Consider the following 15,702-nt stretch of genomic DNA (forward strand, 5'->3'; position numbering starts at 1 on the left):
AGGTACGTCGTGACGTTGTAGTTAATAAGCGAAGCGTCTCATCCCTGATCAGTTTTCCGATACACTACCAGCAGTGTCATATCGTCGGGCGGCGTCTGCACCGGCGCCAGCAGCGTCACCAGGCGGTCGAGCATCGCAAGTGCACTGGTTGCGCCGTGGAGATGACGCGCAAGAACATGCGGCGTCAGATCGAGATCGACGCGCGCATCGACCAGCCCATCACTGTAGACGATCAGAGCATCCCCCGGAGCGAGCACTGTTTCGCGCTGATCATACTGCTCATCGGGAAGTACGCCAAGCGGCAGACCTCGCCGGTCATCGAGCGTCTCGACCGTTCCGTCAGCGCGTCGCACAAAGGCTAACCCGTGCCCGGCATCGATCGAGGCGAGGCGTCCGCTGCGGGTATCGAGTTGCGCCAGGAAGAGGGTGACGAATCGTCCTGACTGCACCAGGTCATCGATGAGCGCATGGGTCACGTAACGCATTGCCTCGGCGGGCGGGCTATGGCGCACAACTGCGCGCATAACAGCGCGCACCGTCGCCATGAGGAGCGCAGCATCAAGCCCCTTCCCCATAACATCACAGAGCCAGAAACTGAGCAGATGCGGCTGAGGTTGCTGCCAGTCGTAAAAGTCGCCGCCGACATCACGGGCGGGGATGCATTCGGCGGCAAGTTGAAACCCGGACAATGCTGGCGCTGTTTGCGGCAATAACCGCGCCTGCACCTCGGCGGCGCGCGCCAGTTCGCTCTTCAAACGGCGGTGATGCGCTTCCAGGTGCTGGCGCAGCACCCGGTTCTGGCGCTCAAGTTCGAGCCGCTGCACGGTGCGTTCCAGCACGCGGCGAAACTCGTCTGACTCGAACGGTTTGCGCAGATAGTCGTTGGCGCCCTGACGCAATGCCTCGACTGCGATCTGCTCCGAGCCAAAGGCGGTAGTCATAATGACGGCGGTATCCAATCCGCGCCGACGCACTTCTTCCAGTGTGTGCAAACCGCTGATGCCGGGCAGGGAAATATCGAGAAACACAATATCGGCAGGTGTTTCTGACAGGAGTTCCAGCGCCTCTTCACCGCTCGCAGCCGTGGACACCTCATACCCGCGCGCTGTCAGGCGAGCGCGCAGCAGACGATTGATGTCCGGGTCATCATCAACCACCAGGATGCGTCGCACCGGTTGCGCGCCGGTATCAACCCATAGCAACGGTTCATCCATCACGCTCTTCCTCTCCATCGGTCCACGCTGCCGTCAGGGCGTTGTCGTGCTGATCCGCATACTCCAACAGCGGAACATAGACACGGAATGTCGAACCTTTCCCCGGCTGGCTTTCGACGGTGATGCGCCCATCATGCAGTTCAACGAGAGAACGGGTGATTGCCAGACCGAGTCCTGTTCCGCCGGTTTCACGAGTTGCGCGGTTGCGTGCGCGGTAGAAGCGGTCGAAAATATGGTCCTGTTCTTCGGGCGTCATGCCGATGCCGGTATCCTGGACGGTGATGCAGAGCCAGGGTGGTTCTGCCGTCAGGCGGATCGTCATCTCGCCATTTGGAGGAGTATACTTGATTGCGTTGGAGAGAAGATTGGTCAGAATCTGATGGAAACGCGCTGCATCGCCTGCGATGAGCGGAGCTGAACCATCCGGTGGAGTCTCCGGCAGATCGAGGGTCAGGCGTTGCTGTTTCGCGTCGAGATGTGGTCGCATCGTGGCGGCGACCTGTCGGATGAGCGGGCGGAGATCGAGCGGGATGCGGTGGAGCGACAGTTTCCCTGCTTCGATCCGCGACATGTCGAGCAGATCGTTGATCAGCAGCAGCAGTCTATCGGCGTTCGATTTGACAATGCGCAGAAGTTCCTGGTGCTCATCGGCAAGCGGTCCGGCATCGCCGTCGAGCAGCATATCCACATACCCTTTGATCGAGGTCAGCGGTGTGCGCAACTCGTGCGACACCATCGCCACGAATTCAGATTTCATCCGCTCGACAGCGCGTTCGTGCGTGACATCGCGAAAGACGAAAAGGCGTCCAAGGTGCGTCTGGTTGGCCGTCCACACCGGCGAAGAAAAGATCGCCAGTTCGCGCTGCTGTGGTTTGCGCTGCGACACCCGTTCGCGGAAGATAGTCTGAGTGTCCTGAAGGGCGTGGCACATGCGAACGTACAATTCGTCGGCATCGTCAAAGATCCACCGGATGGCAGCGCGCATATCTGACAGGCGATGTCCGAGCGCCTGTTCTGCGGTCGTGCCGAACATGTCGAAGAAACGGCGATTGACCGTCAGGAACGTACCATCAGGCGCCAGCAGTGCGATCGCTTCGCTGGAAGCGTCGAGAATTGCGCGCATCTCGCTCTGGGCGCGATCTGCTGCCTGGTATTGCGCTTCGAGCGCTGCCAGTGTCGCACGCAGTTCTTCCTCCGCCTGCCTGCGCCCGGTCACATCCTCCGAGATAGCTGCAATGCGATAGATGACCCCTGCTTCGTTCATCACCGGGAAAGCGCGGGTCAGAATCCAGCGTGGCTGACCATCATCCCGCCGAATCTGGAATTCGATACTGTATCCACGGTGATATTCTGCATTGTGGAGTGCAAGAACGCGCTCGCGATCCTCCAGAACAATCGCCTCGAACAACGACGCCGGTTGCGCATACAGACTGTCGCAGGATCGTCCCCAGATGCGTTCATACGCTGGATTGACATACAGAATCTGATCAAGCGCCGGGGTACAGATCCAGAAGACCTGGTTGACATTCTCTGCTAACTGGCGGAAGCGTTCTTCACTGGCGCGCAGAGCGGCTTCCGCCAGACGCTGCCGCGACATGTCGCGGATAGTCGTCACGCGCGCCGTCCGTCCATGGTAGGGGATGTTCCGTCCGGTTACCTCGGCGGGAAAGAGGGTTCCATCAATGCGGCGGGCAAGCACCTCATAGGGACAATCATAGCCGGTGGCAAGCGCGTGAGCGACTTTTTCTCGCCCTTCAGGAGTTGTGAATTCGAACACCGATCTGCCGCGCAGTTGTTCGAGCGGGCAACCGAGCAGCGTGCTGGCAGCCGCGTTTGCGTCAACAATGATCCCCTGCTCACTGATAATAACCCCTTCGGTGGTGACGCTTGCAAGCAGAGCGAAGCGCTCCTCGCTCTCGCGCAGCGCGGCTTCGGTTTGCAAGCGTTCTTGTTCACTACCGATCCATTGCGCCATAAGGCGAATCAGATCGTAGTCTCCATCCGTGAATGGCGTCTGACGGGATGTGGCGCTGGCAAAGCAAAGGGTGCCGACCGTCACGCCCCGCATCCGCACCGGTGCGCCGATGTATGCTTCCATGCGCTGAAGCGCGTAGCAGCGATGATCGCGCCAGGCAGATTGTCCGGCGTGGTTGATGCCAACCGGCGTGCAGGATTCCAGAACGGCGGTGCAGTAACTGTCGGCGCGCGCAAAGCGCTGACCGGGCGCCAGGTGCTCAGGAGGTTGATGCGCTGCAACGACCTCCAGTTCTTCACCGTCGATCCGGGTGAGCATGCCGGTAGTCATGCGGAAGTAGTCGCATCCCATGGCAAGCAACGCCTGCACCTTCTGAAGATGATCCATCTGCGTGGTTGAGGTTATATCGTACAGGGCGCGCGTCACTTTTTCGCGCGCGCGCAGGCGCGCTTCACTTTCGTCGCGCTGCGCGATGTACTGCTGCGTCTGTCGCACCATCGGTCGCACGATGAAGACGCCTTCCAGCATCAGCACTATCAGCACGATGCCAAAGACGACGGCATGCATGGCATCCATTGTGGACAAAAGGGTGCGACGCTCGTCGCTGTACAGACGGGTTGCCGTGTCGAAGAGGTGCGGCAGATCGTTCAGCGCTGCCTGCCGGATCGCCAGCAGATCGGAGCGTTGCGGGTTCTGATCGTCGTGCAGGCGCTGCGCATGCTCCAGATACTCCTGCACGCGCGCGTCGAGCGCCGTCGGCGGATCGAAATAGAGACGACGGATCGCCTGTGCATGTGGGTCATCAGACGGCAGCGATGCGACAGCGCGGATCAGGTTCTGATGCTGCTGCGTCATCTCATCGATTGCTTCGCTCAGCGCCACGCGCGCCCGGGCAGTATCTTCCGGGTCAGACGTATCCATCAGGCGCTCAGCCGACAGTGCGATACGCTGTGACAGGGCGTGTTGTCGCGTGCTGGCGACAACCAGATCCACACGCTCCCGTTCAGCGGCAAAGAGGAGTTGTGTCCAGCCGTAGGAGATCAATGCAATGACGGCGATCAGGCCGATTGTCAGGGTGAAACTGAGTATGATGCGCCGTACAACGTGCGTCGATTGCGGGGGATCAGCAGCATTCATTGCAGTGCCCGGAGTGGAGTGACGAATTTCCAGTCTGGATTTCGTGCGCACTGTCGTGTTTCGTTATCCGGTCGAGTATTGTAGCGAACGCGGAAAGGAGGGTCAATCCTTCTTCAGTCCTGCGTCACACGATGACATCTCGTCATCCAGGGTCATTTTATGATGCGCTAAAATAGCGCAATGCCAGCCGCACACGCTCTTCAAGGTCAGGCGGGGCGTCCGATGGGAGCGCTGCAATCGCGGCTGCCGCTTCTGCGTCGGTAAATCCCAGACTGATCAGCGCCTCGCTCAACTCGGCGTTCGCCGCCGCGACTGCCGGAGTGACTGCGGCGCCGGTCGGCAGCCCCTTGACGTTGATTTTCCCTTTCAACTCCAGCACCAACCGCTCTGCCAGTTTCTTGCCGATGCGCGGCGTGCGCGCCAGCCGCGTCACATCGCCGGTTGCAATCGCCAACCGCAGTTCATCGGTGGTTCCCGACGAGAGAAGGTTGAGCGCCGCCTGTGGACCAACGCCGGTCACACTGAGCAGTGTCTCGAATAACTGCCGTTGTTCGACAGTTTCAAAGCCATAGAGGGTGAGCGAATCTTCGCGCACCAGTAGATAGGTGAACAGGCGTACCGTAGCGCCGATGTCACCAAGCGCAGCGATCACCGGGCGCGGCGCGTAGATCATCCATCCGATGCCGCCGGTCTCCACAACGACATGATCCGCTGCGACTGCGATGAGTATTCCGCGAATCGATGCGATCATCGATCTGCTGCTCCGTGATTCTGCGAACGCCTGCGCAGCACATTTCGAGCGCAGGCGATGATGTCACGAATGCGCTTTCGTTTGACCCGGCGGAGCGCTGCCGCGGGGGTAACCCAGCGCACACGCTCAATGATCTCGCCGGAGCGCCCTCCTGGTGTGGCGATGGCGTCCGGCGCCACCTGCACGAGATAGTATGTCACAATTTTACGCCGTGGCAACCGTCGTCGTGGCGTGATATACATGACCTGCGCCACCTGATCCTCGACGACGCCCGTTAGATCGGTCTCTTCCCATAGTTCGCGCAGCAACGCAGAAGCATCGTCTTCAGTTGGAGCGACCTTGCCCTTCGGTAATGTCCAGTAGCCCCGACGTTTCTTGATCAACAGGATTTGAAGACGATTCCGCGCGTCATACCGGTAGGCGACTGCGCCAACCGCATGGATCGGTTGATGGTGAATGAGCGATTCCGCGTTGCGGGTCAATCTGTATTTTCCTTACTCGTAGAATGAACTTGCCTTCTCCCATCCTTCAACGTTCAACCCTTACAACCCCCAGCGCCCGCCGCAGCCTGAGCGAGTTGGTCACCACGAAGACCGAACTGCACGCCATTGCGGCAGCAGCCAGCATGGGACTCAGTTGCCACCCGGTCAGCGGGTAGAGCGCGCCGGCAGCAATCGGGATCAGGGCGATGTTATATATGAACGCCCAGAACAGGTTCCAGCGAATCGTGCGCAAGGTGCGTTTGCTGAGATCGATTGCCTGCGCCACACCGCGCAGATCACCGTGCATAAGCGTAATGTCAGCAGTCTCCATCGCCACATCGGCGCCGCTGCCGATCGCAATGCCAACATCAGCCTGCGCCAGCGCCGGTGCGTCGTTGATGCCATCACCAACCATCGCCACAATCCGGCGTCCTTGCTGTAATTCATGAACGATGCGCGCCTTGTCTTCCGGGCGTACCCCGGCGTAGATCCGCGACGGATCGATGCCTGCCTGACGGGCGATCGCTTCCGCTGTCCGGCGATTGTCGCCGGTGATCAGCCACATATCAATCCCCTGACGGTGCAATGCCTCGACTGCTGCGTGCGAGGTCGGCTTGATCGTATCGGCGACGGCAATGATCCCCTGTACCACGCCATCGATGGCGACGAGCATGACGGTTTTTCCCTCGTCTTGCAGGCGTGTCACGTCGCTGTCGAATGTCGATGGATCGATGCCGCGTTCGCGCAGAAGCGCCAGGTTGCCGACTGCCACGCTGCGCCCTTCAACGGTGGCAATCACTCCCTGCCCTGCAACGGCTTCGAAGCGTTGGGGTTGAGCCAGCGGGATACCGGCTTCCCGTGCCGCACGAACGATTGCCTCGCCAAGCGGATGTTCGCTGCGCACCTCGGCGCTTGCCGCCCATCGCAGCAGATCGTTGCGCTGTGCATCGTCTGTCGGAAGAGGGTCGCCGTTGGTGGCGAACGAAGCCGGGTCTGCGCCGTGGTTGAACGGAACCGGACGCAGCGTTTCCTGGCGATCACTTGCATTCAATCGGAGTGCCGGTGCGTTGCTGGCAACCGTCGCACCCGAAAGCGGTAGAACGTCGGTAACCGACGGCTTTCCGACCGTGATCGTTCCGGTTTTATCGAGCGCAACTGCCTGAACCTTCCCGGCGCGCTCCAGGCTTTCGGCATTTTTGATCAGAATGCCGTGCGCGGCGCCTGTGCCTACTCCCACCATAATGGCAGTCGGCGTCGCCAGCCCCAGCGCGCAGGGGCAGGCAATCACCAGCACTGCCACGGCAAAGATCATCGCCTGGGTAAAGCCCGTCCCGCCGATAAAGAACCAGGCGAGAAATGTGACCAGCGCAATCACCAGAACAACAGGCACAAAGACGGCAGACACCTGATCGACCAGGCGCTGCACCGGCGCGCGGCTTCCCTGCGCCTGCTGCACCAGCGCAATGATCTGCGCCAGCGCCGTCTCTTTGCCGACGCGCGTTGCGCGCATCTGGAAACTCCCGCTGCGATTCAGCGTCGCGCCGATGACGGTATCGCCTTCGCGCTTTTCCACCGGCATGCTCTCCCCGGTGATCATACTTTCGTCAACCGCAGACGCGCCGGAGATGACAATCCCATCGACCGGTATCTTCTCGCCGGGACGCACGATGACGATCTCGCCGCGACGCACATCGGCGGCAGGGATGTCCACTTCCTGTCCGCCACGCACCACGCGCGCCGTCTTCGGTTGCAACCCGATCAGCGCCCTGATCGCCGCACCGGTCTGACTCTTTGCACGCGCTTCCAGATATTTGCCGACCAGGATCAGGGTGATGATGACGGCTGCCGTCTCGAAGTAGACATGCCCCGCCAGACCGGTGAGCATGAGCGCCAGGCTGTAGAAGTATGCCGCCGACGATCCGACCGCGATCAGGGTGTCCATCGTCGCGGTGCGGTTCTTCAACGCCTTCCAGGCATGGATATAGAAATCGCGCCCGGCATAGAACTGCACCGGCGTGGCAAGGAAAAGAAACAGCCAGTTGAGCAGATCGTCGCGCGCAGCGATGTGTTCCATCATCGCGTGGATCGGTCCGCTCATCGAGCGCGCCATGTCCGCCCCCGCGCCGATCAACCAGGGAGCGATCAGTCCAAAATCGCGCCCCATCGACAGCAGGAAGAGCGGGGTGGTCAACACCACTGCGACCGTGAGCGTGCGGCGACGCACTGCCAGTTCGCGCGCGCGCGCTGCGGCTTCGCTGTCTTCACCGGATGCGGCTGTGCTGCGTTCATCGATCACGCCATAACCGGCGCGTTCGATGGCGGCAACCAGGTCGCTCCATCCCGCATCGGACGGCGAGAACAGCACCGTTGCGCGTTCACTCGCCAGATTGACCGTTGCCTCGATCACGCCGGGAACCCTGCGCAGCGCCTTCTCGATCCGCGCCGCGCACGATGCGCAGGTCATACCAGTGATTGGAATATCGATGTGCTCGGTAATCACCCCGTACCCGGCTTCCTCAACTGCTGCAACCAGGCGATCCGGCGTCACCAACGCCGGGTCGAAGCGCACTTCCGCCTGTTCGCTCGCCAGGTTGACCGTCGCTTCAGTAACGCCAGGCGCCTTCTTCAGCGCCTTTGCGACGCGCGCCGAACAGGATGCGCAGGTCATGCCGGTGACTGCAAGATGAATCTGTTGATCGGGCATATGATCTATCTTCTTTCGTCAATGAACATGACTGAATGATTATTGTACCCTGAAGATCGCAGTATGGGCAAAAGCAGAAGGAGCGCTGGCGCAGGCATCCCCATGCTGCAACGTGTTATAATGAAAAAAAGGCACAGGTAGAAGGGAGACCACACGATGGAGTATGAACTTCCCGAAGATCTCCGGTTGTTGCGACAGACCGTCCGCGAGTTTGCCAACAAGGAGATCGCCCCGATCGCCCGCGAGATCGACGAAGAAGAGCGGGTTCCGTTCGAGATGTTGCGTAAAGCCGCCGATCTTGGTCTGCTTGGCGTTCCCTTTCCCGAAGCATACGGCGGTTCCGATGCCGGGATTACGGGGTACTGCGTCCTGCTCGAAGAAATAAACCGCAAATGCGCATCGACAGGAACGATCCTGGGTGCGCATGTCCAGCTCTGTTCGATGTCGATCCATCTCGCGGGGACGCCAGACCAGAAGGAGCGCTACCTGCGCCCGCTGATCGAAGGTCGCAAGTGGGGCGCGTGGGCATTGACCGAACCGAACGCTGGCAGCGACGCCGCCCATATTCGCACCACCGCCGTGCGCGATGGCGATTTCTGGGTGCTCAACGGCAGCAAGATGTGGATCACCAACGGCTCGTTCGCTGATGTGATCGTTGTCTTTGCCAGCACCGATCCGGGCGCCGGTCCGCGCGGCATTACCGCGTTCATTGTTGAGAAGGACTTCCCCGGTTTCAAGGTCGGCAAAGTCGAGCCGAAGATGGGATTGCGCGCATCGCATACCGCTTCGATCTTCTTCGAAGATTGTCGCGTGCCGGCGTCAAACGTGCTCGGCGAAGTCGGGCGCGGGTATGCGCTCGCGCTCCAGACGCTCGACATCGGGCGCTGTGGGTTGGGCGCCGCCTGTCTTGGCGCAGCGAAGGAAGCGTATGAACTGTCGCTCAAGTACGCTGTCGAACGGCAGCAGTTTGGTCGCCCAATCGCCGATTTTCAGGCGATCCAGTTCAAACTGGCCGACATGGCGGTAAAAATCTACACGATGGAGCAGATCGTGTACGATTGCGCGAAGAAGGTGGATCGCGGCGAAACCGCGCGACTCGAGTCAAGCATCGTCAAACTGTACTGCACCGACTCGCTGGCATGGATCCTCGACGAAGCCATCCAGATCCACGGCGGCATGGGCTTCTCGCGCGAACTGCCGCTTGAGCGCATGTACCGCGATGCGCGCGTCTTCCGCATCTACGAAGGCACCAACGAAATTCAGCGGTATGTCATTGCCAGCGAACTGCTGAAGACGGTGGGTTACAAGGTGCGCCTGTACTGAGCTGTCTCCGCCCCGATTGCCCGCACCACTCTCGAATAGCACGATGACATGGAGCGGCGCTGGTTTGCAGCGCCGCTCTGTCACCGCCAGGTTCAGCGGGCTATCAGGGGGAGATAACGGCGTGCTTCGTTGACGACTGTCTGGCTTGCGGTTGCGCCGAGAGTGGGTGTCGCACTGCCGATCTGCGCCCGGTAATCGGTGATGCGGAAGACGCTGCCAACAGCTCCGGCGCGCACATCCATACCCAGAAACACGGAACCCCCCCCGCTTAACCCTGAAATCTGCCAGCGCGCCTCGTCGCCAACGATCGATCCACTATTGATAGCCACAATGCCGGCGCCAGGGGGAATCTTTGCGCGCACATCTATGGGCGTTGTCACGCCCGCTCCATTACCCTGCCCAAAATTGACCAGCAGGAAGAGTTGTCCAAAGACCGATCCGACTTCCACCTCTGATTCAGCAAATGTGCGAAGGTGCAGCCGCGGTGTATTGATCAGCGTCGTGATCGGCAAACGCCCGGACGACGTTACCGTTGTTGAGCCGCTGATCGCCATCACCCCATACGGACCGGTCGTGACGCTTGTGGTGGCAGAGACGACATACGAGCGCTCGATCACCTCGCCGGGCGCCAGATCGGTCGCAGTCCAGGTGATAACAGGATCTGCGACGATTCCACCGTCGTTAATGGCGATCAGACTGGCGCCGCCGGGCAATGTGGCAGTAATGGTCAGCGTATCGAGGACCTGCATACCGGTGTTGGCGACCCGTAGCGTATACGTAAACGGCTCGCCTGGCGCAGCAGTCGAGATATGGAACAACGTGGGGTCGGGAACATCCTCACCGGGCCAGATAGGATACGGACCCTCCTGTATGACATCAACGTGCGGTTGGTCGTTGATGACCGCATTGATCCAGCCAGCATAGGTTGCTGTGCGCGCATAAACGCCGGGGAAATGGGGCCAGGCGCACCCCTGACCAAAACTGACAATACCGGCGTGGATCAGGGTGCTGCCTTTCACTACCATAAGCGGACCGCCGCTGTCGCCCTGACAGGTGTCAACGCCGCCATCCGGCATATTGCCCGCGCAGAGATGCTCACTACCCAGCGCGCGATCATACCGCGCATTGCATGTGGCGTCATCCACGATCTTGACGACCGCCTTGTGTGCAATGTCCGGTTGCTGAACGCCGGTCTGCGGCAGGAGATTGCCCCACCCGGCGATCTGCGCATCGACGCCGGGTGCAAAGAATGCAGCATCAGCGGGAGTGGCGACAGGCAGGGTGTTCCCCACGTTCACCGGTGCAGCCAGGCGGAGCAACGCAATATCGTTGACAGGCGCATATCCGTAGATATAAAGCGGATGCACAATAATGTCTGCAACCGGATGCCGTTGTTCCGGCTGAACCTGCGTCAAATCAGGCTGACCGGCAAGCACCTCGATCGCTGACGGCGACACAACCTCACCGTTAATAACCAGACAGTGCGCTGCCGTAAGCACCCATTGGGAACTGGCGGTCGGAGCGCCGTCGTCGATCAGCGCACCGCCGCAGAAGACGGCAGCCTCATCCTGCACGCTGGCATTGAGCAACCCGACGAGCCATGGGTAATCCCCCGGTGCAACCGGTGTGCCGCCGACGACATTCGGCGGAATGGTGGATGGCGGTTCTGCAGCGCGCGCCCCTATGGCGGACAAAACAAAACCAGACAGCGAGAACAGACCAATGATGAGGATGATGTGTTGAAGACGTGTGTGCATAGATGCCTCGATGACTGATGTTGCGTGTCGGTATGGGCGTTTTCGATCTTTCCCTTTCCGACGTTTGCTGGATTAATATCGTTATCGCTTTTGATAATAACTCAAACTGGTGCGCCTGTCAAGCCGGAGATACACCCGGAACAGTCCAGACACTGCTTCAATCGCCAGACAGACCTGGATGAATTGCGCGCCGACCTGCAGGTCCAGACCCGGCATTGGTAAAGCACGAGGTGGTCAGGGCGCCGCCGCGTTCTGGCGAACAACACCGATAACGACATGCGATCGTAGGCGACGAAGTTTTGCAGATCGTGCATATTCTGCTTGATATGTGGGAATAAGTGGTATATAATCACCGTCAGGTGGGGAAATGTGGGGCAAAGTGGGGAAATGTGATGTTCCGTGGGTTGTGGATTGAAAACAAATGTTCTATTTTGAAATGTGCTTGAGTGCAATTCACGACGTGCAGCACGATTGGCAGGCTAATCGCATCATCAACCGGTTAGTTCAGGCGAACAATTGTGTTTCTGGGTGAATATGAACATACCATCGATGACAAGGGTCGTCTGGCGATACCGGCCCGGTTTCGAGATGCACTCAACGAGGGGGTGGTAATCACGCGCGGTTTTGATAAATGTTTGATGGGATTCCCGCGCAGCGTCTGGGAAGAACTGGCGCGCCAGGTGAGCAGTCTGCCGATTGGCAGCGAAGAGACACGCCAGTTGCAGCGCATGTTGTTTTCGGGCGCCGCCGACATGACGCTCGACCGGCAGGGACGCATTCTTATTCCGCAGAACCTGCGTGAGTTTGCCGAACTCGGCGATCAGGCGATCATCGCCGGTCTGAACCGGCACTTCGAGATCTGGGCGCCGCGTCGCTGGCAGAATGTGTTGAGCGCTATGGATGCAAATGCGAGCCTGTTCGCGCAGAAACTGGCGGAGTTGCGGTTTTGAAGGGTTGAAGGTTGAAGGTTGAACGTTAGAAGGTGAAGGTTGAAGCGTTGAAGGTTGAGGGTTGAAGGTTGAGTTTTGAACGTTGAACCTGGTTTTAGTTCTCAGTTCTCGGTTCCTGGTTCCTGGTTCTTGGAATACCATCACACACCAGTATTGCTTGCAGAGGTGGTCGCCGGGCTGTTGCCGCGCCCTGGCGGTCGATATATCGATGGAACGGTCGGCGGCGGCGGTCATGCTGCGGCGATCCTGGAGGCATCGTCGCCCGACGGTCGTCTGCTGGGGATTGACTGTGACCCGGCGGCGCTGGCTGCGGCAGCGGCGCGACTGGCGCCATACGGTGATCGGGTGACGCTTGTGCGCGGCAGCTTTCGGGAGATCGGACAACTGGCAGCGACATCCGGTTTTGTGCAGGTGGAGGGTGTGGTGCTCGATCTGGGGGTCTCATCGTATCAACTCGACACGCCAGAGCGGGGATTTTCGTTTCAGGCGCACGCTCCGCTCGACATGCGGCTTGATCCCGACGCGCCGGTGACGGCAGCGCATCTGGTCAACAACCTGCCGGAACAGGAACTTGCCGACCTGATCTTTCGCTATGGCGAGGAACGCGGTTCGCGCCGCATCGCACGCGCAATTGTCGAAGCGCGGCAGCGCAAACCGGTGACGACCACCGATGAACTGGCGGCGATCGTCACTCGGGCGCTGGGCGGGCAGCGCGGCAGAATTCATCCGGCGACGCGCACATTTCAGGCGTTGCGGATTGCGGTCAACAACGAACTGGCAAGCCTGGAAGCGGCATTGCCGCAGATTATCGACCTGCTGGCGCCAGGCGGGAGAATGGCAATCATTGCATTTCACTCGCTGGAGGATCGGATTGTGAAGCACACGCTGCGCGCCGAAGCGCAAGCCGGGCGTCTGCATATCATCACACGCAAGCCGGTCGAAGCCAGTATTGAAGAACAACGCGCCAACCCGCGCAGTCGCAGCGCCAGGTTGCGAGTAGCGGAACGGGTGTCGTAACACAGAATGCATGCTGTTCCGGTGCACGATTGAGGGAAAGAGGGGATGTCGATGGCTGTCACACTCAAACCGCTCTATCCAACGATCCGCGAAGCGAAAGAGCGGCGCATTGAACTCGCGCGCTATCTACGGCTCGACGGCGGGCGACGGTTGATCGCCGCCGCACTGTGGCTGGCGTTGATGAGCGGGTTGACGCTTGCGCAAACCGGGCATCTGGCGACCCAGGGGCACGCAGTCGCTCAGTTGCAGCGTCAGCAAACGCTGTTGCTGCGCGAGCAGAGTAATCTGCGTTTGCGTCTGGCGCGCGCTCAGTCGCTCGCCGACATCGAGCGCCGTGCGCTCCGGATGAACCTTCGCCCGATGCGACCGGAACAGGCGCGGTATATCACCATCGGCACAACCGCTGACCGTGAATCGCCGTTGCATGATGGCGTGCTGCTGAACCCATAGAAGGAACGTCGTATGGCTGTCCGCACCACGCGCAGCACGGTTGTCAATCGCACGCCAGCGCGACGCAGCGCCACACCGATCCGTCCGATCACGATCAGTCGCTGGCGGCTGAACCTGATCCTGCTGATCGCTGTGCTGATCATTGTGCGCGTGGCGGTGCATCTGGGCAGCATTCAGACCGGGCAGGTGCGGGTTGGCGGACGCACGCTGGCAGAGATGGCGCGCGCCGAGGTGTACCAAAGCCTGCCGATCCCTGCGCCGCGCGGCGTTATTCGCGACAGCAAAGGAAACGTCCTGGCGCTCGATGTCGATCTCCAGAGTCTGTATGTCGTACCGTCGCTGATCGATCAGAAGCAGGCGCCGCGCCTGGCGCTGACCCTTTCCGGTCTGCTGGGCGTTCCGTCGCCCGACATTCTGGCAGCGATGCAGAACACATCGCGCTATCAGGTGCGTATCAAACGCTGGCTCGAACCGGAGATCGCCGAACGCATCATAGCGCTCGACGAACCTGGACTGCTGCTCCAGTACGAACCGCGCCGCGTCTACCCGCAACAGACCTTCGCCGCCCACGTGGTCGGCGCAGTCAATTTCGAGCATGTCGGCATCAGCGGCATCGAAGGGTACTACGATACCCTGCTGCGCGGCAGCACCGGCGTCATTACGGCGGAAGTCGACTCGCAGCGCAACCCGATCTGGATCGCGCCGCAGGAAGTTCAACCGGCTACACCGGGCGTCGATCTCCAGTTGACCATCGATCCCACCGTGCAGCACATTATCGAGACCGAACTGAAAAAAGCGGTCGATGACCACAACGCCGACGGCGGCGTGGTGATCGTGATGGACCCGCGCACCGGCGCGATCCTTGGCATGGCCAGTTATCCGACATTCGATCCGAACCGCTATGTCGAGTACGCACCGGAAATGTACAACCTGAACCCGGCTGTCGGGACGCAGTACGAGCCGGGTTCGACCTTCAAGATCTTTACGGTTGCCGCCGGGTTGCAGACGCGCGCGTTTACCGCTGATACGGTCGTCGATGATCCCGGTAGCGTCTATCGCTATGGATGGCGGCTGTCGAACTGGAACGGGGCGGGGAACGGTCCTGTCAACCCGGAAAAGGTGCTCTACTACTCGAGCAATGTCGGTGCGCTGCAACTCGCGGAACTGATCGGCGCCGATCGCTTCTACGCGATGCTGAACGAGTTCGGTTTTGGACGTCCCACCGGTATCGACATTGCCGGTGAAGCGGCGGGCATGGTGCAGACGCCAGCGCGACAGGGCTGGAGTCCGCTGGTGCTCGATACCAACGGATATGGTCAGGGGATTGCCGTGACGCCGCTTCAACTGGTGCGCATGGTGGCTGCGATCGGCAACGATGGCAAACTCATGCGCCCATACGTGGTCGAACGGCGCTGTCGCGGCGATGATTGCGTCATTACCCAGCCCAAACAGATCGGGCAACCGATCGAGCCGGGAGTGGCATGGACGGTGCGCCGCATGCTGGTGAAATCCGCCAACCATTATGCACCGGTTGTCTGGGCGGGCATGACCGGTCACTACCGTGATACATGGCTCGTGCCCGGCTATGAAGTATGCGCCAAGACCGGCACATCGTCGATCCCGGACGGACGCGGCGGGTATGTCGCCGATGCGACGATTGGATCGGTCGCCGGGCTTGCGCCAGCCGAGCATGCACGTTTCGCCATTCTGGTGAAAGTTGACCGCCCGCGCGATGATTACTGGGCGGTGCGCACCGCGATCCCGCTCTTCCAGTCGATAGCGACGCAACTGCTCCAGTATGCACGGATCGCCCCCGATATGGGACTGGTCGATCCAGGGCAGACGGTGGGCGGGCGTCTCAACCGGTAGGCGCAGGAAGCATGCTGCGCCGTTGTTTCCGGTCGAATCAGGTTATGTTACAATGCCGCCGGATTGGTTCCTG

At 60.3% G+C, this 15,702-nt stretch carries 11 protein-coding genes; 5 read left to right on the forward strand and 6 right to left on the reverse strand.

Annotated elements, in window-relative coordinates:
• Positions 1-38 precede the first annotated feature (38 nt).
• The 5 genes from ROSERS_RS19450 to ROSERS_RS19470 all read right to left on the reverse strand — a co-directional run bounded on the left by ROSERS_RS19450 (position 39) and on the right by ROSERS_RS19470 (position 8,263).
• A complete protein-coding gene (locus tag ROSERS_RS19450; RefSeq protein ID WP_011958466.1) occupies positions 39-1,214 on the reverse strand; it encodes a PP2C family protein-serine/threonine phosphatase in 1,176 nt (391 codons plus the stop codon).
• Complete coding sequence (locus ROSERS_RS19455; RefSeq protein WP_011958467.1) at positions 1,207-4,326, reverse strand: PAS domain S-box protein; 3,120 nt, start codon at positions 4,324-4,326, stop codon at positions 1,207-1,209. Before ROSERS_RS19455 ends, ROSERS_RS19450 begins: the two co-directional genes overlap by 8 nt.
• A gap of 157 nt (positions 4,327-4,483) precedes the next feature.
• Positions 4,484-5,077 (reverse strand): Holliday junction branch migration protein RuvA, encoded by a 594-nt coding sequence (gene ruvA / locus ROSERS_RS19460; protein ID WP_011958468.1) that lies wholly within the window; start codon positions 5,075-5,077, stop codon positions 4,484-4,486.
• Entirely contained in the window at positions 5,074-5,559 is a 486-nt protein-coding gene (locus ROSERS_RS19465) for an NUDIX domain-containing protein (RefSeq protein ID WP_011958469.1), read from the reverse strand. The genes ruvA and ROSERS_RS19465 overlap by 4 nt, the downstream gene beginning before the upstream one ends.
• A 46-nt stretch (positions 5,560-5,605) precedes the next feature.
• Entirely contained in the window at positions 5,606-8,263 is a 2,658-nt protein-coding gene (locus ROSERS_RS19470; RefSeq protein WP_011958470.1) for a heavy metal translocating P-type ATPase, read from the reverse strand.
• Between the two features lie 156 nt (positions 8,264-8,419).
• Between ROSERS_RS19470 and ROSERS_RS19475 the strand changes: the two genes are divergently transcribed.
• Positions 8,420-9,586, forward strand: a complete 1,167-nt coding sequence (locus tag ROSERS_RS19475) for an acyl-CoA dehydrogenase family protein (RefSeq protein ID WP_011958471.1) — start codon at positions 8,420-8,422, stop codon at positions 9,584-9,586.
• Positions 9,587-9,678: 92 nt separating this feature from the next.
• Here ROSERS_RS19475 and ROSERS_RS24395 read toward each other — a convergent pair whose 3' ends face one another.
• The gene (locus ROSERS_RS24395; protein ID WP_011958472.1) at positions 9,679-11,343 is read right to left on the reverse strand and encodes a S1 family peptidase; all 1,665 of its coding nucleotides are present in this window, start codon (positions 11,341-11,343) and stop codon (positions 9,679-9,681) included.
• A gap of 518 nt (positions 11,344-11,861) precedes the next feature.
• On the opposite strand from ROSERS_RS24395, the gene mraZ reads away from it, so the two are divergent.
• The 4 genes from mraZ (at position 11,862) to ROSERS_RS19500 (ending at position 15,629) form a co-directional block, all read left to right on the forward strand.
• Positions 11,862-12,293 (forward strand): division/cell wall cluster transcriptional repressor MraZ, encoded by a 432-nt coding sequence (gene mraZ, locus ROSERS_RS19485; RefSeq protein WP_011958473.1) that lies wholly within the window; start codon positions 11,862-11,864, stop codon positions 12,291-12,293.
• A 129-nt stretch (positions 12,294-12,422) separates the two neighbouring features.
• On the forward strand, positions 12,423-13,310 hold the full coding sequence (gene rsmH, locus ROSERS_RS19490) for a 16S rRNA (cytosine(1402)-N(4))-methyltransferase RsmH (protein ID WP_041335841.1): 888 nt from the start codon (positions 12,423-12,425) through the stop codon (positions 13,308-13,310).
• Positions 13,311-13,361: 51 nt separating this feature from the next.
• Positions 13,362-13,760 (forward strand): hypothetical protein, encoded by a 399-nt coding sequence (locus tag ROSERS_RS19495; protein ID WP_198136326.1) that lies wholly within the window; start codon positions 13,362-13,364, stop codon positions 13,758-13,760.
• Positions 13,761-13,772: 12 nt separating this feature from the next.
• Complete coding sequence (locus ROSERS_RS19500; RefSeq protein ID WP_011958476.1) at positions 13,773-15,629, forward strand: peptidoglycan D,D-transpeptidase FtsI family protein; 1,857 nt, start codon at positions 13,773-13,775, stop codon at positions 15,627-15,629.
• Positions 15,630-15,702: the final 73 nt, after the last annotated feature.

This window comes from Roseiflexus sp. RS-1 (assembly GCF_000016665.1).
GTDB lineage: Bacteria > Chloroflexota > Chloroflexia > Chloroflexales > Roseiflexaceae > Roseiflexus.